This is a genomic window from Acinetobacter sp. ANC 4218 (genome assembly GCF_002135245.1).
GTDB lineage: Bacteria > Pseudomonadota > Gammaproteobacteria > Pseudomonadales > Moraxellaceae > Acinetobacter.
The window spans coordinates 65358-90065 of sequence record NZ_NEGD01000011.1 but is presented as its reverse complement, the minus strand read 5'-3'; the positions used below and the strand labels follow the sequence as shown (position 1 = coordinate 90065).

The window sequence follows — 24708 nt, the reverse complement described above, 5'->3', positions numbered from 1 at the left end:
GTTGATCTCATGCTTTCGCACTCTCTTGTTTAAGTAAAAGTTCAACTGCTTTATTCATCAAATAATTCATTGAACGTTGCTCTTTTTTCGCCATATCTTTTAATGGCTCGTGCAATTCATTTGCTAAGCGAAATCGCACATCGGTTGAGATTTTACTTTTCTCTTTCACTTGTTTCTCCTATGTCCCCACATTGGGTACGTGGTGATAGTACCCATAATGGGGTTATTGGTCAATACCCATAATGGGGTTATTATTCATTTTATTTTGATAGCTATTCGATGAGTGAAGATCAAAACAATATTGTTACCCTCAAGGTTCGTGTGAACTCTGAGTTTCGAGAGAAAATTGTTGCTACTGCAAAAGAAAATAACCGCTCAATGAATGCGGAAATTGTTGCTCGCCTTGAAAAAAGTTTTGAAGATGAAAAACCGCCAACTCAATATGTCGATATTTCAAAAGCATTAGGAATGATTTTTGAAGAAATTCAGGATTTGAAAAAAAATAAAGAAAAGTAAGTCAGCGCTGACTAAAAAGCCGACTTAATGTCGGCTTTGTTTTAATGAATTATATTGTTTTTATAGTCATTGAGTAATTCAATTACTTGATCCGCATTACCTGTGTCTGTAACATCATTATAATATTTCCTCCACTCGGGCGACTGGCTGTCGATCCATGCTTGAAAGCTTGGCTGTTTTACTATTTGTAGAGCATCTGGGTGTACTTTCAAAATCGCATCATAGTGTTCTTGTTCAGCACTTTGTGTTGAATTGTTTGTATTTAGATCTGTTTTATAGTTAGGGGCAGAAACAGGTTTTTCTTCTTTTGATGTTTTTTCATCAAATTGATCAAAATAATTTTGTTGGTTGTGTGTTTGATTTTTATTATCTTTCCAATCCATTTCCCAGGGTTTGTTTTTTTTATAATCGCACATTTCACCATCAAAAGATGGTTCTTCGTATAAACATGAGCAAGCGATATTTATATTGATTGAGGCATTTTTATTAATCGTATTTTTATTTTTTTCAATGACACATTCATCTCTGTTTTTAAAATCAGCACCAAATCCTAAATTACTTCCTTTCTTTATGGTGTAGTCCATTTCAGGAAAATTTGTACGACAGTTTCTATGTACAGCACTTCTTGCGGATTCATTACTAACACCAGGCATATCTTTTAATATACATTCAGCCCAGTTTTTAGGTTCCTTTTGAGAACAACCAGCAATAACTACAATACTAAGCATACATAATATAGCTCGCATCAACGCCCCACCAAAAAAATTAATAATTATCTGAAATCACGATAGTTTAATTTTACAACAGTATCAATACCCCTGTAGGGTTTCTGCCCTTCGTGTGACTCGGTTCATAGTTTCTGGTGCAGGCTAGACCGTACATCGAAAGCAAGGCGTATTCTTACCTCGTCCGCCTTGCTGCCTGTCTAATTTTTTTAGACGAGAGAGGTATTTCTAAATGAATATTGAAAATAATCCTGTTCAATTCTCGAATATAACGCTTGGTGATGAGCAGCAGCTTGGTGTTAATGCTCGTGATGTGCATGCAGCACTTGAAGTTAAAACTGACTTCACTGACTGGATTAAACGTCGCATCAAGCAGTGTAAATTCGAAGAAAATTTCGATTATGTGGTTATCCTCAAAAAAGAGGAAAACCTAAAAGGTGGGCGACCAACCACTGAATACATCATTTCATTAGATATGGCTAAACATCTAGGCATGATGGAAAAGAATGAAAAAGGTCATGAAATCCGAAAGTACTTCATTGAGCAGGAAAAGATTGCTCGCAATGTGACTCAAAACCTGCAAATTGAAATTGGTAAAGCAATGCAATATCTTGAGCAGTTTACCAACTCTCTTTTGGATGCTGGTCGGTTGCTCTGTGTTGGGGGCAAACAAATTAAGCCAAAATTAATGAAAGAATTGGACGGTATGATTCAAAAAGTACAACTCGGTCTTGATTTTGATGATGACAAATAATTTTGACGATCTATTGATTTTACAAAACGAAATTTTGCGCTTTGCTTTTAAATTAGTAAGTTGATGCTGCCACCTTCGGGTGGCTTTTTAATAGTGCTGTAGGGTTCGACCTGTTTCACACTAATGACAATCATATATGACATGCCAATAGGAGTATGTCATGTCTGAACAAAAGCCATGGGAAATGAACTGGTCACAACCAGCTCAAACGCAACCAAATAATGCAAATAAAAAGCCATGGGAAATGGATTGGGGCCAACCAGAACCACAAAAAGAACAAGACGGAGCTTTAACCCGCGGCTGGACCAAAGCAAAAAATAGTATGGCGATATCTGCTGATCTTGCTACTGGTAATACAGCATCAGCAGCGCAAAAGGTCAAAGAAGCTGACGACTACTCCAAAGCGAATCCCGGATCAAAAGAAGGTAAAGTTCTTATGGATGCCTGGGATCGTGGCGATGGCATTACTGGTGGTATTTCAGAAGTCGTTGGGCAGATTAAAAAAAATGCTGAAAAGTCTGATGGGGTTATTGGTGGCGTTCGCTCTGTAGGTAAAGATTTACAAGCAATGGGTTCGGGTTTGCTTGAGCAGACACCTAATATGATTGCACCCATGACAGGTATGGCTGCTGGTGCAAAAGCCGGTTCTATGGCTGGTGGTGCAATCGGTGCTGCTTTTGGTGGTGTTGGGGCAGCACCAGGTGCAGCGATCGGTGGTGTTGTAGGAAGTGTCGCTGGTGGTGCTGCGGGTAATACTGCAATCGAGGGTGGATATCACTTACTTGATTCTGTTCAAAAAGCTGGAATTAATCCACAGGATACTAAAGCTGTTCAGGCATTTATTGAAAAAAATGGTGATAAAGTTTTCGATGAAGCGGCTACAAAAGGCCTGATACTTGGTGCAGTGGATGCGGCAACGTGGAGGATGGGGCGTTTCTTTTTAGATGCACCAGCAAAGGCTGCCACCTCACGCGCATTAACAGAGATGGGTGTTGATGCGGCTGATAAAGCTGCGGTTAAAACAGCAATGCAGTCTAATGACTTTGCACAACGTATTGCTGCTGATACTGCTTATCAGACCTCATTAAAAGGTGCTGAAAATGTAGCTCGAAATACGGCAGCATTTGCAACTGAGCCAGCAGGCGAGTTTGCGGGTGAATATTTCGGTTCAGGTATAGGCTATGGGGATTGGGATACCAAGAATGCTGCCCTTGAGGCGATGAGTTCACTGGGTCAATCTGGTGTGATGTATGGTGGACAAAAAGCATTTCAGTATTTAACAAAACCTAAAAGCGCAGTAAATGCCGAGCAACAAGCAGCTAATACTCAGGGTGAGCAAGCCAAAGAAACTCAAGCAATACGTGATGTGCAGTCACAGTTATTTGGTGGAGATGTACCGAATCCATTCCTTGACCCAAGTAAATTAAATCCTTTTAGTGACAATGCTCCACCGGCAAGCCCAATTATTGATATGGCGCGTTTAGAGCCTGCCGATGGAAATCCACGCTATGATAACGGTATTAATTTCCAAGCACCGAATATTGAAACACCATTATCTCTGGTAGAGCAGCAGCAAACACAGGCAGACAATGGCATTGACTTTGAGCGACCTGAGCAAGGCCCAACTGATTTAGAGCGTCAGATTCAATTTAATAATACGTTTGGTTTAGAAACACCTAATCCGGTAGTTGATTATAATAGCATCAGCCCGTTTGATAGTAATCCTCAGCAGCCAGTCATTGACCTAGCTAAGGTAGACCCAACACTATCTCAAAGATTAGGGATCAATCCAAATGATGGGCCATTATCGTCAGCAGCAGCTTTGGCCGTGGATACAGGTATATCCTCAGAAATGCAGCAATCGGCAGCAGTCGTAGCGGCACAGGATGAAAATAATAATGCACCTTTAAGCACAGCAGCGGGTCTATTTAATGCACCAACAGAAAACACTAACGCAGGTCAGCCTGGACTTGATCAATCAGCACAAGACAATAAATCAGGCATTATCGACGGTATCACCGGAAAACCGGGAGAAGATCTTAGCGGATCACAAACGAATGATTCAACGCTTCAAAATGCGACAAACGCAAATCGAAATGCTGAACGAGTTGATGATAACCGATCTAACACCCAACAGATTACACAACAACAGTTAGCAAATGTAGATACCCAAATTGCAGGGATTGAACAGCAGCTCTCCACTGAAAAAAGTATGCCTAAAAAACTGCAGATGCGTAAACAGCTTAAAGATTTAAATGCTGAACGTGCGACGATTACTAAAAATAATGAATCAGCTATGAAACCGGAATCATTATTACGTGAAGGTGCACGAAATGATTCAGTTACTACAAGCAGCTTTCAGACGCAGCCTTTAGATCATGGCGCGCTGAATGTTCCACTATCTAAGCGTGGAAATATTGATGCACAATTGGATCAATATAAAAAAGAACAGACTGCTTTAGAAAATGGTAAGCGTGAAATTCAAAAGGGTAATCATGCGGATGCACAAGCTATTGCAAAGCCAATGTTTGATACCTTGTCTACAGAACAAATCAAGACATATGCAAATAAGGCAGGCATCAAACCAAGTGAAGCCAAAAAAGAATTAAAAAGTATGGCTCATTGGCAGCCACAAAAGGCAGTTAAGGTTTTTGAGGCATTGAAGGCAGTTGGAACTAAGCTGGATAAACCAGTTACCCCACCTACCTTACCTAACCTAGGTGGGGTAGAGCAAATACAAGCACTTGAACAACAATTGGCAGTTGAAAAGAGCGTACCGAAAAAGGCACGGATCCGTAAACAGATTGCCGAACTTCAGAAGCATAGCCCAATTGATCAAGCTGCACACCAAGCCGCAACCAGTGTTCAGAATGATTTACCTGAACCGACCCAGGCGCAAATAGAAGCTGGCAACTATAAGAAAGGGCACATCAAAGTACATGGTCTGGATATTGCCATTGAAAATCCACGTGGTTCAGAACGTCGTGGTAAAGATCCTGATGGTAATGAATGGGCACATACCATGAGCGATCATTACGGTTATTTTAAACGCACGATTGGATCCGACAAAGAGAATATTGATACCTATGTAGGCCGTAACCCTGAATCAGAACAGGTCTTCATTGTTGATCAACTAGATCAGCAGACAGATGGCTTTGATGAGCATAAGGTCATGCTTGGGTTTAATTCGCAAGATGAAGCTGTTAAAGCCTATTCATCAAATTTTGATAAAGGTTGGAAGGTAGGCCCTGTTCATACCATGACTAAGGATGAATTTAAAACATGGTTGAAAGAAGGTGATACGACGAAACCTGCAGGTGAAAGTATTCAGCAATCCAAAATATTTGCCCAGATTCAGTCTGATTCACGTCTAACCCATAGCATCCCAATCAAGTTGATGGATCAAGTACATGAGCTTGGTAGTATTGTGAATGACCTGACGAGCATAAAAACGGAAGGTGTAAAAACCAATGTACTGTATGGAAAGCAATTACTGGCTAAAATTGCGAAGCTGAATCCTGATGTGCAGATTCATATTATTTCTGATTTAAACAATATTCAGGATAAAACAATCCGCGCAGGTCTGGTTGATGGTGGCTATTATGTTCCAGCACAGAACACGAGTTATATTTACCCAAAGTCAAAGGCATGGCAGAGTTCAGCTTTAGAATTGGTGAATCATGAGTTGGTGCACTCAGTTTCAGAACAGATCATTTTCGATAGCTTACTTCCTCAAGAATATGATCAAAAGCTAAATAAAATGATTGCGAAAATAGGTGATTATCTATTTGAAAATAGTGAATTATTGTCAGAAAATGTGACTAACCGACTAAGTTATGCATTCAATACCAATCCACAGCATGAAGTACTTGCTGTTGGCATAGCTGAATTAGAAGTTCGTGAAAGCTTGAAAAACATATTAGGCAATACAGGTTTACTCGAGCTGGATGGTATATTCACAGCAATCACAGAACAATATGGAAATTCAAATGAGCAACGCAAGCAAAGAAGCGATACTGGAAATGGCGAAAAAATCCTGCATGGAACAGTACCAGGCACTGACACAGGAACAGCAGATAGATTACAAGACGTTCCCGCAGGAACTGAAAGCGGTAAAAAACATAAAAGAAGCATACGCACTGACCAAACCGATTTATCTGCTGGTGAAAAACAGCAAGGCATAACTGATAAGAAACGTTTTAGCCGTGCTGAAAACCGCATTGCATCATCAACTGTGGAACAGATCCGTGATGCCTTAGTCAGCCGTTTTGGCGAAAAAACCATTGCTGACCTAGAAGCACAGGGAATTCTCAATATTGTTCAGGATCAGCAAGAAAGCATGACCGGAAATGTTGAAGGCTGGTATGAGAATGGAAAAGTTACACTGGTAGCATCCAATTTAGACGCAGATAGCGCAGTTGCAACCTTCCTGCATGAATTAGGTGGGCATGGCGGTTTCCAGAATCTGATGAACAAGGATGCTTACGCTGATTTAATGCGTCAGTTTGAGCGTATGGTGGCACAAGGTAATCCGGTAGCTCTTGAAGCCAAACGTCTTGCAGAACGTGAGTTGAACCGTGAAGTGCAGTTGGATGAATACCTCCCATACATGATTACTCTGGCATCACAGATGCAGACTAAGAACATTTTACAAAAAGGTGCGATTAAGCGCTTTATGGATCAGATGATTTCAGCAGTCAAAGCATGGTTGTATGACAAAGGAATCAAACTGAACCTGAATGAAAAGGATATATTGGCTTTAGCCGAACGCATGGTTGCAGCACAAAGCAGTGTTGCATCGAATAATGAAGATAGTTCTAGTGTTCAGAATGATGACATTCGATTTAGTCGCAGTTCCAATTATAGCGACATCACTAACCGCATCATGAATGGTTTTAAAAGCTTACCTAAGGTTGCAGACAATAAAGGCAAGGATTGGTTAAAAATAGGATTACAAGCTTTAACCCGTCGTCAGTTGACAGAAATTTACAGCAAGATTTTGCCACCATTAAATAAATACAATGATCTTGCAGCGCAAATGGATGCGGATAAAAACGATGCTGGTGCTGAAGCTGATAACATTGTGCGCGAATGGTCGAAGCTGAAAGATGAAAACCAGCTTGCAGGCCTGATGCATGATGCAACGCTGGCAAAAATTGATCCGGCGAAACCGCATGTCGCAGGCGATAGCATTATTAAATATCAGCAGCTGCGTAATGACTTCAATACGTTAAGTCCTGAAGCTCAAGCCATGTACATAAAAGCGAGGGATGCCTACAAAAAACATTATGCAAATATTCATCAGGCAATCAAAGAGCGTATTTTACGATCGGAGCTTTCTAGTCAGAAAAAGGCCGATTTACTCAAGAAAATGGATGATAATTTCTTCAATGGATACATTAAAGGAGTGTATTTCCCATTAGCTCGCTTTGGTGAATACGTTATTGTAGTGCGTAATAAAAATAATCAGGTAGAGAGTGTCAGCCGGGCCGAAACGATGGGCGAGGCAGAATCTGTACGTTCTGAGTTGATGAAGAAATACCCTCTATTTATAGTTGATCCCATAAAACTGGACAAAGAATTTAATGCTTCTCGTGATAGTGTTGGCCGTGGCTTTATGTCCAGCTTATTTGACGAGGTTGATAATCTTGGCTTAGCTGCGAAAGAACAGGCTGAGTTTGAAGATACCTTAAGTCAATTGTATTTATCCTCCATGCCGGATATATCTTGGGCGAAGCATGGGATTCACCGTAAAGGGACCGCAGGTTTTAGCCAGGATGCACGCCGTGCCTTTGCCCAGAATATGTTTAGTGGGGCAAATTACCTTGCCAAGTTGCGTTATGGCGATCAGTTGGTTGAGCAGCTGGATAAAATGCAAAAGCATGCCGATGAACAGTTTAAGAATGATGTTCACTATGACCAGCGATCTGCGCAACGTGTTATCGGTGAAATGAACAAACGCCATGATAATTTAATGAATCCCCAAGGGAATCCTTTATCCAGTTTTCTGACTAGTGTGGGCTTTATGTATTACATGGGCTTGTCACCTGCGGCTGCAATGGTGAACTTGTCACAAACCGCATTAATAGCCTATCCATTAATGGGGGCGAAGTGGAACTATGATAAAGCGGGTAAGGAGCTACTTAAAGCATCTAGGGATTTTGCTAAAGGCGTAGAGTTTAATGTACCTGATTTTTCAAGCCTAGAAAATTTTAAAAATAGTATTGGTGATGTTTATAGCCCCAATATTGATAAGGTGATAAATGGACTCGAGTTAGATGCTTATAATCAGGCTGTATCGCGTGGCGTAATTGATGTTACACAAGCACATGACTTGGCAGGTATTGCACAAGGTGAAGATAGCAAGGTGATGTGGTATTTCCGACCTGCAATGCGTTTAGCAAGCGGTTTGTTCCATCATGCAGAACGCTTTAACCGTGAAGTCACTTTTATTGCTGCTTATCGTTTAGCCACTAAAGCTGGGGCTAGCCATACCGAAGCATTTGATCAGGCTATGGATATGGTTTACCGAGGACATTTTGATTATTCGGCAGGAAATAGAGCGCGTTTCATGCAGAGCAATATTGCCAAGGTGGTTTTATTGTTTAAGCAATATGCACAAAATATGCTGTACACTTTGTTACGCAATGCTCATCAATCAATTTACGCACTTGATCCTAAAGATCAAAGAGAGGCACGTCGGGCTTTGGCTGGTATTTTAGGAATGCATGCTTTAGCAGCTGGTGCAATTGGCTTGCCTATTACAGGTATGCTTGCTACGGCATCTATTTTAATTGCCAAAAAAAGTAAATTGGGTGCTGCTGCATTTGGTATAGCTGCTATGGCTGCACTTGCATCTGGTGGTGGTGATGATGATCCGTATGAGTTGGAAAATGTGATTCGAAATTGGTTATCGGATATTCATCCTATGTTTGCAGATCTAGTCTTTGGTGGTGTGCCAAGAGCATTCTCCCCGGTAGATTTATCTGGGCGTGTGGGCTTAAATAATTTAATTATTCCAGATGTGCAGGATGGCCTTGAAGGTGCAGACTGGGCGAAGGCAATGCAATCGGCATTACTTGGTCCTGTCGTTGGGATTAGTACAAACCTCGTAAAAGGTTTTCAGGAAATAAATGATGGGGATTATGGTCGTGGTATAGAAACCATGTTGCCAGTAGTGCTTAAAAATGCCATGAAATCAGTTCGTTTTGGTAGAGAAGGAGTTTTAACAAAGAACAATGATGTGATTCAGGATGAAGTTGGTGGAGTGGGATTATTTTCACAGGCTATCGGTTTTTCTCCTTCGGATGTTCGCACATCAATGGAAGGGCGATCTGCAATTTATCAATATAAAACCAGATTAGAAAATCATCGTAAGGAATTGATGCATAAATGGGTTATTGCTAAGCGTGATGATGATAGCGAAGGTATGGAAAAAGCTTGGGCTGAAATTCAGGAATTTAATGAAAAAGTCAGTGAGAAAAATCCACGTATGCGGATTAACCGCATCAATTTAATGCAAAGCTATAAAACTAATGAACGTAGAGCAAAAGAAACGGGTGATGGTGGTGTATACCTGACTAAACGCCAAAAAGGTGCAGAGGAGCAAGGGCGTTTTGCTTTTGGTGAGTAGGGGTTGTAGGGTTCGCTTAAATCCTTAAAAAAAATAAGACTGTTCACATGAGCAGTCTTTTTTTTCAGGTGAATGAAAATGCAGGAAAATACGATCCCTTGGATCATCAAAATAATCCCAGCCATTGTTGGGGCAATTCTTGCGCTAGTGTTAAGTGGGGACATTGATAAAAGCGGAAAGATTCAAGTTTCACTGAGTGTTATTGGTAAATTTGTTGCCAGTGTCACTGTGAGTCTTTATGGCGGTTCAGCATTTATTGAACATTTTGGACTGTTAACAAAGTCAACTATGTTCCAGGGATTCATCATGCTGATGTTTGCCGTATTTGGCCTGATGGCCATTGGTATTCTTTATCAATCGATTGCCCTCATGAAAGGCAAACCCTTACCTGAAGTCATCTTTGAGATTAAGTCTGCATTTGCTGCGATTTGGGGAAGTCGGAAGGGAGGATCAGGCGATGAGTAATCAAAGCCCAGAATTATCCTGGATGCAAGAAGCTTATAAACACAATGGTTTAAAAGAAAATACCAGTAAAACGCAACATAACCCAACAGTTCTGAATTGGCTAAAAGAGCTAAAGGCATGGTGGTCAGAAGATGAGACTCCATGGTGTGGTGTATTCGTTGCTATTTGTTTAAAGCGTGCTGGTATTGAATATCCTCCTACATTCTATCGTGCACTGGCATATCGTAACGATAAGAAAAAATTAGCCAAGCCGGCCTATGGTTGTATTGCTACCAAAACTCGACAAGGCGGTGGTCATGTATTTTTTGTAGTCGGCAAAACATCATCTGGAAAAATTGTAGGTTATGGGGGGAATCAAAATAACTCGGTGAGCTATGCACTATTCGACCCATCCGATCTTGAATACTACTGGTATGGCAAAACCAATGCACCGGCAGCATTACGTTATAACTTGCCATTAATTAAAAACGTTTCAGCAACGAAGGTGACAGAAGCATGAATGTAATTGATGCATTTCTTGCTCCATTTTATAAATGGATCATCCTAGCTTTACTGGTCTTTATTTTAGGTTATATCTGGTATGCCAATGGCCTTGCTGGTGATTTACGTAAAGCGCAAAGCGACTGTGATGCGCGCGTAGAAAAAGTACTTAAACCTTATAAAGATGCTGAAAAAGTAGCTCAAGCCAATGCAAATAAAGTGAGTGAACAACATGAGGAAGCAAAACAAGCTGAGCGTGTGCGCACAGAGATTATTAATACTCAAGTCGAAAAAATCATTGAGCGTCCTGTGTATAGTGACGTGTGCCTTGATGCTGACGGCATGTCAGTGGTCAACGAAGCCGCAACCACAGGCATTACAGATTCCAGCTAATTTAAAGCAAGAGTGTCCTGAATTGAGAAAACTTGAATCAGGCACCGGGGCAGAAGTACTACGTGTGATGGTCGATGATCGACGTAAATATGTAGAATGTGCTCAAGGTAAAAAGGCATTGATTGATGCTGTAGAAAAGCCATCTAAATGATGGCTTTTTAATTATATGAAGTAAGAATCGGAACATTTGTTTCTCATTTTTGAGTAAATTATAGAAACAAGTGAGTTTGACTCTCTTTAAGCAAGTTCAAATCAAGCAAATCATAAGTTTAAATGTCTGAAAAAATGTTAAAGCATTTCATTTGTTTATCAAAAACTTAAATCTTAAATAAGTTGAATTGTGTTAATCATTATGTCGAACTAAGAAAGATTTCTTCTTAGTTAAGCAAGCAACAATCAAGCATTTCGATATATTGCTCGACATGGTACCTTTATTTGTGAGGGCACCATCAGCATATTTTAATTATGGTGAGATAGGCTTTATTTAATTCGATCTAAATAACGACTATATGTGATCCATTTACACTTTTCACATTGCCACTGACTACGAACATCTAGGCAATTGATCTGATCATCATGAATAGTTCGAATCAATTTGTAATCATGCTTGCAAAAAATAGATCTAATAATTTTCTTAATCATATCCCACCACTTTTTAACTGAACTCTTTAAACCCAACTCACATCCCATACCTATATACAGCAACGGTGCAGAGTGGAATTAAGTAAGGTATACAGCTTTCCCCAATATAAAAAAAAGCCCACTACAGGAAAGACAGCGTGGGCTTATAAACAATAGCCATGGAGTAGGCAATTGAGAAACTACAGCTAGTTTCTGTTGGCTATTTTGTACACTATTCAAATAATATTCAGTGGCGGAATATACCAAAAATTAAAATAATGCTAATCAAATCAAATTATTAGCTTATCTTAATTAATGGTGTAAGATAATATTTAAAATTTAAATGAAAATTATGTGAATAAGATAATGATTTTATATAAATATTATGGATTTAGTTCTGGGAAATGTGCTTTAGAAAGTGAAAGAGTCGGTTTTAGGACACCCACTTACTTCAATGATCCATTTGAAGCGAGTGTTATAGAAGGAAAAGCTTTTACCAAAGATCGCATTCAAAAAACTTTAAATAATGTAGCTATTTTAAGTCTAACAAGAACCCCCTTAAATTCTTTAATGTGGGCTCATTATGGGGAAGAGCATAAAGGTTTTGTAATTGGTTATGATGTAGAAACTCCTTTTTTTAAAAGTGAAGATAGCAATTTAATTCCAGTACACAAAGGGAATGTCATATATACAAAAACTAAGCCATTTTTAAAGGCCTCTACAAAACTAACCACCAATTTATGTAATGCAATAGATGGTTTATATGATAAGAAAGATCACAAATCTAGAGAATTAATAGATCATCTATTTCTAAATAAAGATACGATATGGAGCTATGAGGAAGAAGTTCGTATTGTAAAACGTGTTGCTTCTATAGCTATGGAGATGCAAGAATACTGGGAAAACCCATATAATAGATATTCAATCCCTTCTGAAGAGAACAAGCCTGGTTATAGCAAAGTAAAAATTGCTGGTCTAAAAATTTATGATCATCAAATTAAAATTAAAGAAGTATACTTGGGTGCTAGAAATCCTTACTTTAAAAATCAAGATGAAAATGTCATAGAGCTTTTAAATAAAATTCAGGAAAAAGGGGGAAAGGTCTATTCTGTTTCTGTTGACACCAAGTCATGGAACTTAACTAAAAAATTGATTAAGATACTGTGATTTTTAAGATGTTCAGACTACTCTAAATGAATATAATACCATCTTATAAAAATTATTATCTTAAATGTTGTTAAAAATCCCAATCAGACATGATTAGGATTTTTAATAAAAGTTTATGAATATCTATTAATCCAGCTTTTTACACGTTTAAAAAGATTTAAGTCAGCATAAAAAAATGGAAATAAATCACCATAGTAAGGAAATCTGACAGGTCCATTTAAATCTGAATTTGATCCATTATTACAGTTGAATGATATTTCATCTAGCATTCTATAGATAGGTCTTAGCGTTTGTATTAAATCATTAAGTATATAGGGCTTAGATTTTTTTATTATGTATTGATACATGAGTAGATCAACGCTTAGCAATGGGTGTCCACTAAAGTCCAGATAATAAGTGAATCCAGTAGCATTTGGATACTTATTATAATGTTTCAATAACTCTGATTCTATTTTTTCGCTTTTTACATACTTTCTTAAGTAGCTTTCAGATATATCTGCCCAACTATGTATTGGGTGTTTTTCATATTTTTCATATTTATTGGTTAATTTGTCCAGATTTTGGTAACGTGTCTTTGTGGCATATGAACTTAAAAAATTAAATAAGTCATAAGCCTGATGTTTATTATCTAGTGGCTTGATTGGTATATTGTACTTTTTTACTATTTCAGCACAGCTATTAAAAAGTTTTATAAGATTATGACTCTTGTCTTTCAAAAAACTAACTTCTGGTTTTTGAAAATTATTTGTATACATGTACTCTGATAGTAAGGCTATTTTTAAAAATCGCTCTATCCCGATACTTAAATTAAAAAAAGAAGAATAGAATAAACCATCTTTATTGTCATAAATATTTGCTTTTGTAAGAAACTCTATTCCAGATAACATAGAAGACTGAGTTAAATAGCACTCTTGAAGAAGATCATTAAAATCGCTGTTACCATACAGAAAAGTCATCATCTAAAATTTTGTCCTTATTCATCATTCTATGTTTTAGTCTATGTTACCCAATACCGGAACCATTCTCGGTCCAGCTAAACGTGCTTTTCCTACAATCTCAACTAACTCATCATAGGTTAAATTGAATGAGTCCTCGCTATCAAAAATATATTCAACATTTTTACCTTCGAGTTCTGGTGGTTTTGGCGGAATGAATCTTTCAGGGATTAATTTTTGAGTGAGCTCTTTATCAGTTGGATTTTTATATTTCATATCGTTTCCATATAGCAATAAATAGTTGATCAAAAGACAGATCAGATACTTTCCATATAGCAATAAATAGTTGATCAAAAGACAGATCAGATACTTTCCATATAGCAATAAATAGTTGATCAAAAGACAGATCAGATACTTTCATATTAGGCCTATTGATGTGGATTACGCCCCAATTTTAGGGTTTTGTAAAGCTCAATTTAGCGTTGAATAAATTGTCATAATTGCTAAAATACGCAACACTTCAAAATACTGTTTTTCTAAAGTTTTGATAGAATTTTGATAGGCTATTTTTAAACTTATTGAATACAGTAACTTACATGCGGAAATTTTCAATGCTCGATATTTATTTAACAGATGTTCAGAAAAAGGTGCAATTTAAGGATTATCCAGGTGAGCATCCTGTTAAATTTATTTTGAATTTTAAAAAGATTTTTCCGAGTGTGATGGAATTATTGCTTCCGGTTCTGCCTGGCGATGAAAATCTGGATGAAATGACCTGGGAATCGACCACTGAAGATTTTGAATTGTTCAAATTATTACTCAGCGGCTGGGGCGTGATTGAATTACGTTTAAATGCGATTTCTCAATTTAAAAATAAAAGCTATGCGGATCAGCTAGTTAAAACTGCGCAGCAAAAGCGGAAAGAGTTTGCGAAAAACAACCATAAATTGAAAACTGTAGAACTCGATTATCTGTTTATGCACGAAATTCATGCACTGATTGATGCAGAACTGGTTGAAATTGGTGAAAAATTCTATTTGCCTACACTGCGTGATCTGTGGAAGCATAAAGTTCCGCAAAATGTGTTAAATGCTAAATTTTAGAGTAGTCTAAAAAGCGATCATAATCCTCCAAATATTGGGGGATTTTTTATGAGTGTTTTATATGTAAAAAGACAGACTTAAACGAGCTATCCGCTTCTATATAAAAAATTAAAGATTTAATTATCAATAAAATGTACTAGAAATTGGAATTATTATTGCATATGGTAAGACAGCAACACATTTACCTGAATATTGTTATAAAAGTAGATATTTCACATTTTATTAACAGTGAGGGTAGATTGTTTCAAATTTTCGCGAAGAAATATCACAGGATTTCATTCAATGTCGAATCAGTTTTTAGATTTAATTAAGAAACGCCGTACCATTTATGCAGTCGGTAAAAATGTAGAGCAAAGCCCAGAGTATTTAACTGATTTGATTAAGCATGCGATCAAACAGAGTCCATCCTCTTTTAATTCGCAGTCTTCACGTGCCGTGATTTTGTTTAATGCCGAGCACGAAAAATTTTGGAATTTTGTGAAAGAAAAACTCAAGTCTTATGCCAAAGATGAAGAAAGTGCAGCAAAAACCAGTGCCAAAATGGACAGTTTTGCCGCAGGTGTGGGTACCGTTTTATTCTTTGAAGATATGGATGTGATTAAAGGTCTGCAAGAGCAGTTCCCGTCTTACGCAGAGAATTTCCCGATCTGGGCAGAGCACTCAACAGCCATTGCCCAGTTCGCAACCTGGACCGCCTTACATACTGAAGGTTTAGGCGCTTCACTTCAGCACTATAACCCGATCGTGGATGAACAGGTACATGCGGAATGGGAAATTCCAGCCTCCTGGAAACTGCGTGCCCAGCTGGTCTTTGGTTCAGTAGAAGGTGAAGCCAAAGATAAAGCTTATATAGATGATGCAACGCGTTTTAAGGTATTTAAGTAATTCATAATTTTTCGAAATCCCCTTTATAAAAGGGGATTTCATATATTTTAGCCAATGGTTTTAATTTTTCCTGGCGGTATTGGAAAATGATTAAGCAGCTTTAACGGCTTTACTTTTCACTCTATGTCCATGTAATACATAGTAGAAACCAATACAGATCAAAGCTGCAATCGCGCTATACATATACAGCTGCGCGTAATTGATATAATCCAGCGTCATACCAATAAAGTAGGGACCAAAACCAAGACCTGCATCGAGGAAAATGAAGAATGTCGAGGTAGCAAAGCCCATACGGTCCAGTGTGGTACTTTTCACAGCAACAGTCTGACAAACTGACTGAATGTTGCCATAGCCCAGACCGAGCAAACCTGCACAAAGCAACAAGGTCATCGGACTATGTGCCTGACTAAGCAAATGCAAGGCCAATGCCATAATGATAAATGCGGGATACATAATGATATTTTCACCTTTACGATCCATCAGTGGGCCGGTAAATGGACGTGAAAATAAAATCGCAATCGCATACATCAAGAAGAAGAAAGAAGCTGTTTCAACCAGATCAATTTCTTTGGCATAGAAATTAATAAAGGATAAAACCCCAGAATAACAAATCGATGTAAATAACATGATGATCGAGATCGGCAAAGCTTTCATTTCAATAAATTGGGAAATGAAACTTGGCTTTTGCACACTGACCTGAGTTTCAACAGTTTTAGTATGTTGTGGCAAGTTAGGTACTTCAATCAGCAAAGCCACGATTAAACAGCTCATAGCGACCATGCTAGATAAGGCAAAAATCGCAGTATAGCCGACGTGCAACATCATCCAGATGGCCAGGAACGGGCCAATCGCAGTACCTAATGTACTGCTCATGCTGTAGTAACCAATCCCTTCACCGCGACGGGTCGGCGGTAAAATCTGCGCGATGATGGTGCCCAATACAGTCGATGCCATACCCATCATAAAACCATGCATGAAACGCACACCCAGCAAGGCAGCGACATTCATGGGAATAAAATAGAATCCGGAAAAAATCAAAAATCCAATTAAACCCACAATCATGGTGATTTTGTGACCAAAACGTTCCAGAAACTGACCGACAAATAAACGACCAATCAGCGTACCGACGATAAACAGACCCGAGACCAAACCCGCTTGTGCCGTAGTTGCACCAAGCTCAGCAATTGCGTAGCCGACAATAACCACCACTAGCAGATAAAAGGTCAGAACCAGCTGAAAGTTAATCGAGCTGACAAGAATAAAATTTCTTGTCCATAAGGGCGTATGTTCACTCATGACTGACCACCTTTCATTTCTTGCAGATGATCCATAAGTTTATGTAGCGTGTTTAAGGTACTATTTTGCGCAGCCTGATCTAAAGGCAATAGCAGCCGTTGTTCAAACAGGTTCAGTTTTTCAGAGCACGCGGCAAAAAGTTGTTGACCTTTAATGCTTAGAATCAGTTTTTTTTGCCGTTTATCTTCAGTGTCGACCTGATCCAAAACCTCCAATTGTATTAATGCATGAATACGTTTTGCAATCGAAGGTTTGGAAACATTCAGGTATTCAGCAATGTCGATAGAGGTACAGCCTTGCTTAAGCTGTATGACATACAGCACCTGCCACAATGAATAATTCAGCTGATGTGGAAGCAAAATGGTATTGATTTCATCACTCATTAAACGCGCACAGCGCAGTAATGAAGCACGAAAGTTAAGTCGATTTGGCATAATAGTTAGCCAGGGTAACTAAATTGAGATAACTTTACGCCTGTTGAGTTGATTGTTCAAGTATTAGTCAGAGAGCAAGAATGATTTATTCTGAAAATGACAGAATCAAGGCACTTCAATTCTCAGTAATAAGTTGCATTTCAAAATTATTTATACCGGTTTGTATTACTGGGTGTTCCGCGACCAAGTGCGCATTGGTGATGAAGGCTATCATTAAGGAGTAAATATGAAACTTTCACAGATGCAGTGGTTTATTGTGTTGTGGCTAGGTGGATTTTTTGCATTAGCATTGGTTGCTGGAGCATTCCGACTGCTTGTTCAACTGGATTATTATCTTTAATTGTTGATAATAAATTTTAAAGTGGTTTGTTTTAAACAAGCCACTTTATTATTTAACCCGCAAGTTTGATCCATGAGATCACACCCAAATCTATATTTGAAGATAATGATTTATCTGTTCTGAAATTCTATTTATTTCGCTTACGATAAACACTAGGGCGTACCGGATGCGAATTTTTCCATAAGCCTTTTTTCTGCTTCTTGGCCTGAAGTTGTAGAGCTAACCATTTCTGTTTTTGCGTCGGGTTTTTAATATATTCCTCATACACCCATGCCGCGCCGCGTTTGACCAGTTCCTGATTGATATTTCGTCTAAAACGGTAAATGACGCCAACGTAGCGCCCATAGCGATCGACATCGGTAATCTCGACACGAACCAGTTTGTAATACACCATTTTTTTAACCAGACGCTGAGATTCCTTGCCATAGGTTTGTGTTGATTCGGGAGCATCAATATAGGCAAAACGTAGTTTGGTTTCTGAGCGACGCAAGTTATAGCGCGTACAGGTGATGGTATCGCCATCACTCACCGCAATGACTTTGCACCAGTATTTTTTTCCTTTTTTAAACGGTTTAAATACATCGGTAAGGAAAGCGTGAATTTTGCGGAAGATAAAAAACAGCACTGCACAAAGCAGCATGCCCAAGATAATGAGCCAAACAGGGGAGAGATTTGCCAACATAGATAAAATTTGTGGAATTTGACTTGAAAATACCAGTCCAGATTCAACAATAAAAAGATAAAAAATGAGCTACTATATTAATAGAAATTCTCAAAAATAATGGCTTGAGAAATAGTCAAATAGCATTAAAAGCCTTGCCAGTTCAGCATTTCGGTTATTTATTCAGTAAAAGGTGATATCTGCATAAAAAATCATTCAGATCCATAATAAATACTCAAAATAGCCTAAGCATTTATCTTTTACTATGCAAAAAATTAGTCATAAAACGCTTCCTTTCTGAGATGAAAGCTGTTGATTGTACTTATAAATAGCCTAAGCAGAATAATAGATCCATTAAAATAGCCTAAGTAAAAATTTTGGTTATTTCACTGCGCAAAAATTGATGACGCGAATTTTCTTCCAAATCTTTATGCCAATACATCCCCAAAGTAATTAGCGGCAAGTCCACAGGCACTGCAAAAATATTTAATGTAGTAGAAACTTGTAAATAACTAAGCAAATTTTGAGGAATAGTTAAAACGAACTGCGGGTTTTGTAGCAAAATTTGTAAAGCGGTTAAATAATGCTGACAACGTAAAAAAATCTGTCGTGACAGTTGTTTGCGGTTTAAATAAATATCTTCAACCAAAACTCCAGTTCGGCGTGATGAAACTCCAATATGTGGAGCAGCGAGATAAAGCTGTTCTGTCATTTCAGGTTGCTGCGTACATACCACAAATTGATCTTGTACCAGTTTCTGAAATTGAATTTTCTCACCGAAGTTTTGTTCCAGATCAATGACAAAGTCTATTTGCTGGGTGGCGAGATCTGTGACAAGCGTTTTACGGTCTAATTTGCTACTGAAAAATTGAATTTCTAAATTTAGACCTTGAAAGTGCTGCACCAGTTTGGGAAAAATCATCGGTTCAATTTCATCATGGACCGCAATTTTCAAACTTTGGACCATGCTTGGTTCAAAACTCTGCTTTTGCATTGAAATATTTTGAATGGTAAACAGCGCATTTTTAATTGCAGGATAAATCTGCTCGGCAAACGGTGTGGGCAACATTTTACTGCCAGCACGTGCAAATAAATCATCCTGCAAATGCTGTCTTAAACGCTGTAAGGCATGACTGGCGGCCGATTGACTGATACATAAAATCTGCGCGGCTTTGGATATGCTTTTTTGTTCATACACTGCAATAAATAAGGGATACAAGTTAATGTCTATACGGTGAAAATTCCCCATATCAATGACTGCTTTATTATGAATATTGTTCATAGTGTGATATTGAATTAAATCATTTTATTCATAATAGTTTTCGGGTTATGGTGTTGTAAAGCGTATAAAACATAATATTTGAAGGAAAGTCGCCATGTTTGAATTATCAGCACGTGCACAAGACTATATTGAAAGAACCAAAAAGTTCATTAAAGAAGAAATTGAACCGGTTGAAACCGAGTTTTGGAATGATGTCCATGAGCTCAATCAAGGGGGAGACTGGACAACATGGCAATGGCCCACTCAACTTGAAATATTAAAAAATAAGGCCAAGGCAGCGGGTCTTTGGAATATGTTTTTGCCATGTCCAGAATTGGGGCAAGGCTTATCAGTTCAGGAATATGCACACATTGCCGAACTTTCCGGTCGTAGCTTGCTTGCACCAACGGTCTTTAACTGTAATGCACCAGACAGTGGCAATATGGAAGTGTTGTGGCGCTATGGTTCTGAAGAACAAAAACAGCAATGGCTCACACCATTATTGGAAGGCAAAATTCGTTCAGTATTTTGTATGACTGAACCTGCTGTGGCATCTTCTGATGCCACCAATATGCAGGCTACGGCGGTGGTCGAGGGAGACGAAATAGTTCTGAATGGCCGTAAATGGTGGTCGTCAGGTTTGGGCGATCCCAATGCAAAAATCATCATTTTTATGGCGCATACGCCTGATGAAAGTAAAGACCGTCATCATCAACATTCCATGGTTTTGGTTCCTGTAGATACTGCGGGCGTAACAATTGAACGCATGCTGCCAGTGTTTGGGGACTATGATGCGCCACATGGTCACGGCGAAATCAGCTTTAATAATGTACGTGTGCCAGTAGCCAATTTTATTGGTGGTGCAGGTCAGGGTTTTGAAATTGCGCAAGGCCGTTTAGGGCCAGGTCGTATTCATCATTGTATGCGTTGTATCGGTGCAGCAGAAAAATCTTTAGAGTTGATGATTGATCGTGGTATGAGTCGTACTGCTTTTGGCAAAGAAATTTTAAAGCTGGGTGGCAATCTGGAACGTGTTGCAGAAGCACGGGTAGCCATTGACCAGGCACGATTACTTACACTTTATGCTGCTTACAAGATGGATACTTTAGGTAATATGGCAGCATTGACTGAAATCTCAGCAATTAAAGTGGTTGCACCAAGCGTACTGGAAAAAGTCGTGGATATGGCCATACAGATACACGGTGGTGCTGGTGTTTCTCGTGATACACCTCTAACAGGATTCTTTGCTCAGGCTCGAAGCTTACGTTTGGCTGATGGCCCGGATGAAGTGCATAAAGGCATGATTGCTAAACTTGAACTGGCAAAACGCGGTTACAGTTCAGGTCGGAAAAAAGATTAATTACATAAATAGTTGAGGCTGCTTATCACTTGCCTGAAAATTTTGCTGTTTATGAGAAATTAAACGGGTATAAATAAGTAAGCGATGAAGTGTTATAACATTGATGATTTAGGGAAATAACAATGTCAGTGATTGATGTGGGTGGGAAGGTTCGTCAAGGCGAAGAACTGGATGTCATTGCTGTTGAGAATTGGCTCAAAGCACAAGGAACTGATTTACAGGGTCAAGCCGAAGTTACACAATATTCAGGTGGAGCATCCAACTGGACTTACCGTTTGAAATACGACAATACGGACTTGATTTTACGCTGTCCCCCTAAAGGAACCAAAGCCAAATCTGCACACGACATGGCACGTGAATACAATGTGCAAAAAAATCTGGCACCATTCTATCCTGTACTGCCTGAAATGGTGGCGCTCTGTCAGGATGAATCGGTGATTGGCTGTGATTTCTATGTCATGCAACGTGTGGAAGGCATTATTCCACGTGCCAATTTACCCAAAGAGCTCAACTTTAATGAAGCTCAGGTCCGTGAACTGTGCATCAATGTCATTGATAAATTGATTGAGTTGCATCAGGTGCCTTATGCAGGGACAGAACTGGAAAAGCTCGGCAAGGGCGAAGGCTATTGTCGTCGTCAGGTAGAAGGCTGGGATGCCCGCTATGAAAAAGCCAAAACCCTAAATGTACCGTCTTTTAAATATGTCCGAAACTGGCTAAAAGACAATATTCCTGCCGATTCAAAAACCTGTGTCATTCATAATGACTGGCGTTTTGATAATGTAATTTTAGATCCGAAGCATCCGACACAAGTGATTGGCGTTCTAGACTGGGAAATGGCAACCCTCGGCGACCCTTTAATGGATTTGGGTTCAGCCCTCGCGTATTGGGTTGAAGAAAGTGACAATCAAATTTTTAAAGCCACGCGTCGTCAGCCCACCAATTTAAAAGGTATGTTCACGCGTCAGGAAGTGGTGGATTATTATTTGCAAAAAACTGGCTTGCAAACAGATAACTGGACCTTTTATGAAGTGTTCGGTATTTTTCGTTTGGCCGTGATTGCGCAGCAAATCTATTACCGCTACTACCATAAACAGACCAATAATCCAGCCTTTAAGGATTTCTGGGTAGTGATTCATGCCTTGCATATCCGTGCGCTTAAATTGATTGGTCTACAAAAACTTGAGGCCAATGAACTGGCTCAAAAATATATTGCGAAATTTAAGGAATTGATGCTGACATGACCACAATTTATCTGATTCGTCACGGGCAAGCCTCTTTCGGGGCTGAAAGTTATGACCAGCTTTCTCCCAACGGTGAATTACAGGCGAAATTATTAGGGCAATATTTCGACCAGATTCTAAAAGAAGCACCTTATGTGGTGTCAGGTTCGATGCAACGTCATCAACAGACAGCCCACTTGACTTTGGCACAATGTTTTCCTGAGGCTGAGATTCAGACCGATAGTGCATGGAATGAATTTAATCACCAGCAGGTTTTTGCCAGATACGAACCACGTTTTAATGAACCGCATCTGTTAAAGCAGGATGTCGCCAAGGAAGATAATCCTCGGGCTTACCTGGCTAAAATTTTTGAAGGGGCGATTGAGCGCTGGACGGGTGGTGACTATCATCATGAATATGATGAATCTTGGCCGCATTTTAAAAACCGGGTTGAAACAGCATTGCAAAACTTATGTGATGAACTGGCTAAAATAAAACCGCGTTATGCCGTAGTGTTTACCTCTGGCGGGGTGATTTCGGTGGCTGCAGGAAAACTGTTAGAGCTGAATGCTAACCGAACTTTTGCCTTAAACTGGGCAATCGCCAATACCAGCATGACCACACTGCGTCTAGTGGGAAATGAACCACAATTACTGAGCTTGAATGAACACCATTTTATTAAAGCCGAAGATCCCGGCTTACTGACCTGGATCTGATTAAAAAAATAGCAAAGGAAGAAAACATGGCAAAAACAATTTTAATTACCGGTGCAAGTTCAGGGATTGGTGCAGGTATGGCACGTGAATTTGCACAAAAAGGCTATAACCTTGCCATCTGCGCCCGTCGTTTGGAGCGTTTGGAAACTTTAAAACAAGAGTTGGAAAGCAAATACAGCATAAAAGTCATAGCCAAAACCTTAGATGTGACCCATTACGACCAAGTCTTTGAAGTGTTCCGTGCATTTAAAGAGGAATTTGGCACCATCGACCGTATTATTGTCAATGCCGGTGTGGGTGAAGGTCGCCGGATTGGTAAAGGTAATTTTGAAATTAACAAAGCCACTGTCGAAACCAACTTTATTTCAGCTTTGGCACAATGTGAAGCCGCAGTGGAAATTTTCCGTGCGCAAAATGCAGGGCATCTGGTGATGATTTCTTCCATGAGCGCGATGCGTGGCATGCCGAAACATTTAACCGCGTATGGAGCCAGTAAGGCAGGAGTTGCGCATTTGGCTGAAGGCATCCGTGCCGAGTTGATTGATACCCCGATTAAAGTCACTACCATTTTCCCGGGTTATATCCGTACAGAACTGAATGAAGGTGCGAAAAAACTGCCTTTTGAAGTGGATGAAAAAACCGGTTCACATTTACTGGTCAAGGCCATTGAAAAAGCACCGGTTAAAGCCTACGTTCCACAGTGGCCTTGGTTACCTTTAGGCTTGGCCATGAAAGTATTGCCACTGAAACTGGTTAATAAGTTAGGTTAATTTTTGGATTCTAAAAAGCTCATTCAATGGGCTTTTTTTATACGCGGGAAAAACATTGTAAAACTAAGCTCGATAAAAAAATAACATCATCAGCAGATTCAGCAGATATCGACCACCCTCAGCCCTAGATCGCTACTGACCTGATGCAGCCATTCACTATTTAATTAGATGAAACTTATTGTAATTTAAGTCAATGCTTCTCACCCCATAAACTCCTATATTGATACAGATATCATTGTGAATCTTATTTTGTATGCTGTTAAAAATTTCAACCATCGTTCTGATTCCATCCCTGATTATTCAAGGCAATGCCGTTAAGAAAAATACTCTACGTTTAGCAGAACCAGAAGGACAACGTCAGGGGACAGTTGGAACTGGAAAAATGCTGTCTATTTTAATTTTAGGAGATTCGGCTGCGGCTGGAGTTGGTGTTGCAACTCAGGAAGATGCTTTACTCGGTGCAGTGCTGAAGCAGTTAAAAGATGGCTATGAAATCAGTTATCAACTTGAAGCTACCACTGGTCATACCAGCGGACAAGTGATTCAGACGGTAAAGAATATGCCCAATCAACACTTCGATGTGGTCATTACTTCTGTCGGGGTAAACGATATTACCAAACTGACCTCACCTAAAGACTGGATTCAAAAGCAGCAACAACTTTATGCAGAAATTAACCAGAAATTCACGCCTGAATTAATTATTGCATCTGGCGTGCCACCGATGAACATGTTTCCTGCATTACCTCATCCACTGGCCTGGTTATTTGGACAATATGCCAAAGGCATGAATAAAAATCTTGCCAAATTTGTTCGGCAGAATGGCAATATGCAATGGATTGAATATGATTTGCAACATTTTAAAAGCCTCAATCTGGAAATGGCAAAGGATGGTTTTCATCCCAGCAAGGAAATTTATACACTTTGGGGCAAACAGGTAGCAGATAAAATCCGTCAAATGTTTTAAATTAAG

At 39.2% G+C, this 24708-nt stretch carries 23 protein-coding genes and 1 pseudogene; 16 read left to right on the top strand and 8 right to left on the bottom strand.

The genetic code is table 11. The annotated features are described in order from the left end of the window. Positions 1-7: 7 nt before the first annotated feature. The gene (locus B9T38_RS11905; RefSeq protein ID WP_086197001.1) at positions 8-169 is read right to left on the bottom strand and encodes a toxin-antitoxin system HicB family antitoxin; all 162 of its coding nucleotides are present in this window, start codon (positions 167-169) and stop codon (positions 8-10) included. Between the two features lie 110 nt (positions 170-279). Between B9T38_RS11905 and B9T38_RS11900 the strand changes: the two genes are divergently transcribed. Next, on the top strand, positions 280-516 hold the full coding sequence (locus B9T38_RS11900) for an Arc family DNA-binding protein (protein ID WP_086197000.1): 237 nt from the start codon (positions 280-282) through the stop codon (positions 514-516). Between the two features lie 41 nt (positions 517-557). Here the strand turns inward: B9T38_RS11900 and B9T38_RS11895 are convergent, their stop codons facing one another. Beyond that, positions 558-1262 (bottom strand): hypothetical protein, encoded by a 705-nt coding sequence (locus B9T38_RS11895; protein WP_086196999.1) that lies wholly within the window; start codon positions 1260-1262, stop codon positions 558-560. Positions 1263-1473: 211 nt separating this feature from the next. Here B9T38_RS11895 and B9T38_RS11890 point away from each other — a divergent pair, with 211 nt between their 5' ends. The 7 genes and pseudogenes from B9T38_RS11890 (at position 1474) to B9T38_RS11860 (ending at position 12754) form a co-directional block, all read left to right on the top strand. Continuing rightward, entirely contained in the window at positions 1474-1995 is a 522-nt protein-coding gene (locus B9T38_RS11890) for an antA/AntB antirepressor family protein (RefSeq protein ID WP_086196998.1), read from the top strand. Between the two features lie 160 nt (positions 1996-2155). Next, a complete protein-coding gene (locus tag B9T38_RS17000; RefSeq protein WP_251992233.1) occupies positions 2156-9628 on the top strand; it encodes a PLxRFG domain-containing protein in 7473 nt (2490 codons plus the stop codon). A gap of 78 nt (positions 9629-9706) precedes the next feature. Beyond that, the gene (locus B9T38_RS11875) at positions 9707-10093 is read left to right on the top strand and encodes a hypothetical protein (RefSeq protein ID WP_086196997.1); all 387 of its coding nucleotides are present in this window, start codon (positions 9707-9709) and stop codon (positions 10091-10093) included. 10 nt (positions 10094-10103) lie between these two features. Further along, positions 10104-10592 (top strand): annotated as a pseudogene (locus tag B9T38_RS11870) (TIGR02594 family protein); the annotation flags it as partial. After that, positions 10589-10966, top strand: coding sequence for a hypothetical protein (locus B9T38_RS11865; RefSeq protein WP_086196995.1), 378 nt, complete (start codon positions 10589-10591; stop codon positions 10964-10966). The pseudogene B9T38_RS11870 and the gene B9T38_RS11865, both read left to right, overlap by 4 nt. Before the next feature lie 22 nt (positions 10967-10988). Continuing rightward, positions 10989-11117 (top strand): hypothetical protein, encoded by a 129-nt coding sequence (locus B9T38_RS17090; RefSeq protein WP_286086730.1) that lies wholly within the window; start codon positions 10989-10991, stop codon positions 11115-11117. Positions 11118-11941: 824 nt separating this feature from the next. Next, entirely contained in the window at positions 11942-12754 is an 813-nt protein-coding gene (locus B9T38_RS11860; RefSeq protein WP_251992232.1) for a DUF2971 domain-containing protein, read from the top strand. A 113-nt stretch (positions 12755-12867) separates the two neighbouring features. Here B9T38_RS11860 and B9T38_RS11855 read toward each other — a convergent pair whose 3' ends face one another. Together B9T38_RS11855 and B9T38_RS11850 are read right to left on the bottom strand one after the other, a co-directional pair. Next, a complete protein-coding gene (locus B9T38_RS11855) occupies positions 12868-13713 on the bottom strand; it encodes a hypothetical protein (protein ID WP_086196994.1) in 846 nt (281 codons plus the stop codon). A 33-nt stretch (positions 13714-13746) separates the two neighbouring features. After that, on the bottom strand, positions 13747-13965 hold the full coding sequence (locus B9T38_RS11850) for a hypothetical protein (RefSeq protein ID WP_086196993.1): 219 nt from the start codon (positions 13963-13965) through the stop codon (positions 13747-13749). Positions 13966-14300: 335 nt separating this feature from the next. On the opposite strand from B9T38_RS11850, the gene B9T38_RS11845 reads away from it, so the two are divergent. Both B9T38_RS11845 and B9T38_RS11840 read left to right on the top strand, forming a co-directional pair. Next, positions 14301-14792 (top strand): hypothetical protein, encoded by a 492-nt coding sequence (locus tag B9T38_RS11845; RefSeq protein WP_086196992.1) that lies wholly within the window; start codon positions 14301-14303, stop codon positions 14790-14792. 282 nt (positions 14793-15074) lie between these two features. Then, positions 15075-15677 carry a nitroreductase family protein gene (locus tag B9T38_RS11840; protein WP_086196991.1) on the top strand — a complete coding sequence of 201 codons (603 nt, stop codon included), beginning with the start codon at positions 15075-15077 and terminating at the stop codon, positions 15675-15677. Positions 15678-15767: 90 nt separating this feature from the next. Here the strand turns inward: B9T38_RS11840 and B9T38_RS11835 are convergent, their stop codons facing one another. After that, positions 15768-16973 (bottom strand): MFS transporter, encoded by a 1206-nt coding sequence (locus tag B9T38_RS11835; RefSeq protein WP_086196990.1) that lies wholly within the window; start codon positions 16971-16973, stop codon positions 15768-15770. Beyond that, positions 16970-17407 (bottom strand): MarR family winged helix-turn-helix transcriptional regulator, encoded by a 438-nt coding sequence (locus B9T38_RS11830; protein WP_086196989.1) that lies wholly within the window; start codon positions 17405-17407, stop codon positions 16970-16972. The genes B9T38_RS11835 and B9T38_RS11830 overlap by 4 nt, the downstream gene beginning before the upstream one ends. 226 nt (positions 17408-17633) lie before the next feature. Between B9T38_RS11830 and B9T38_RS11825 the strand changes: the two genes are divergently transcribed. Next, a complete protein-coding gene (locus B9T38_RS11825) occupies positions 17634-17747 on the top strand; it encodes a DUF2474 domain-containing protein (RefSeq protein WP_086196988.1) in 114 nt (37 codons plus the stop codon). A 127-nt stretch (positions 17748-17874) separates the two neighbouring features. Here B9T38_RS11825 and B9T38_RS11820 read toward each other — a convergent pair whose 3' ends face one another. Both B9T38_RS11820 and B9T38_RS11815 read right to left on the bottom strand, forming a co-directional pair. Continuing rightward, a complete protein-coding gene (locus B9T38_RS11820; protein WP_086196987.1) occupies positions 17875-18429 on the bottom strand; it encodes a thermonuclease family protein in 555 nt (184 codons plus the stop codon). A 343-nt stretch (positions 18430-18772) separates the two neighbouring features. Beyond that, complete coding sequence (locus tag B9T38_RS11815) at positions 18773-19690, bottom strand: LysR family transcriptional regulator (RefSeq protein ID WP_086196986.1); 918 nt, start codon at positions 19688-19690, stop codon at positions 18773-18775. Between the two features lie 94 nt (positions 19691-19784). Between B9T38_RS11815 and B9T38_RS11810 the strand changes: the two genes are divergently transcribed. From B9T38_RS11810 to B9T38_RS11790, 5 genes are all read left to right on the top strand, one after another. Next, positions 19785-21029, top strand: coding sequence for an acyl-CoA dehydrogenase family protein (locus tag B9T38_RS11810; protein ID WP_086196985.1), 1245 nt, complete (start codon positions 19785-19787; stop codon positions 21027-21029). A gap of 122 nt (positions 21030-21151) precedes the next feature. Next, positions 21152-22273, top strand: a complete 1122-nt coding sequence (locus B9T38_RS11805; protein ID WP_086196984.1) for a phosphotransferase family protein — start codon at positions 21152-21154, stop codon at positions 22271-22273. After that, complete coding sequence (locus tag B9T38_RS11800; RefSeq protein WP_086196983.1) at positions 22270-22968, top strand: histidine phosphatase family protein; 699 nt, start codon at positions 22270-22272, stop codon at positions 22966-22968. The genes B9T38_RS11805 and B9T38_RS11800 overlap by 4 nt, the downstream gene beginning before the upstream one ends. Before the next feature lie 26 nt (positions 22969-22994). After that, positions 22995-23738 carry an SDR family oxidoreductase gene (locus tag B9T38_RS11795; protein ID WP_086196982.1) on the top strand — a complete coding sequence of 248 codons (744 nt, stop codon included), beginning with the start codon at positions 22995-22997 and terminating at the stop codon, positions 23736-23738. 253 nt (positions 23739-23991) lie between these two features. Further along, on the top strand, positions 23992-24702 hold the full coding sequence (locus B9T38_RS11790; protein ID WP_086196981.1) for an SGNH/GDSL hydrolase family protein: 711 nt from the start codon (positions 23992-23994) through the stop codon (positions 24700-24702). Positions 24703-24708: the final 6 nt, after the last annotated feature.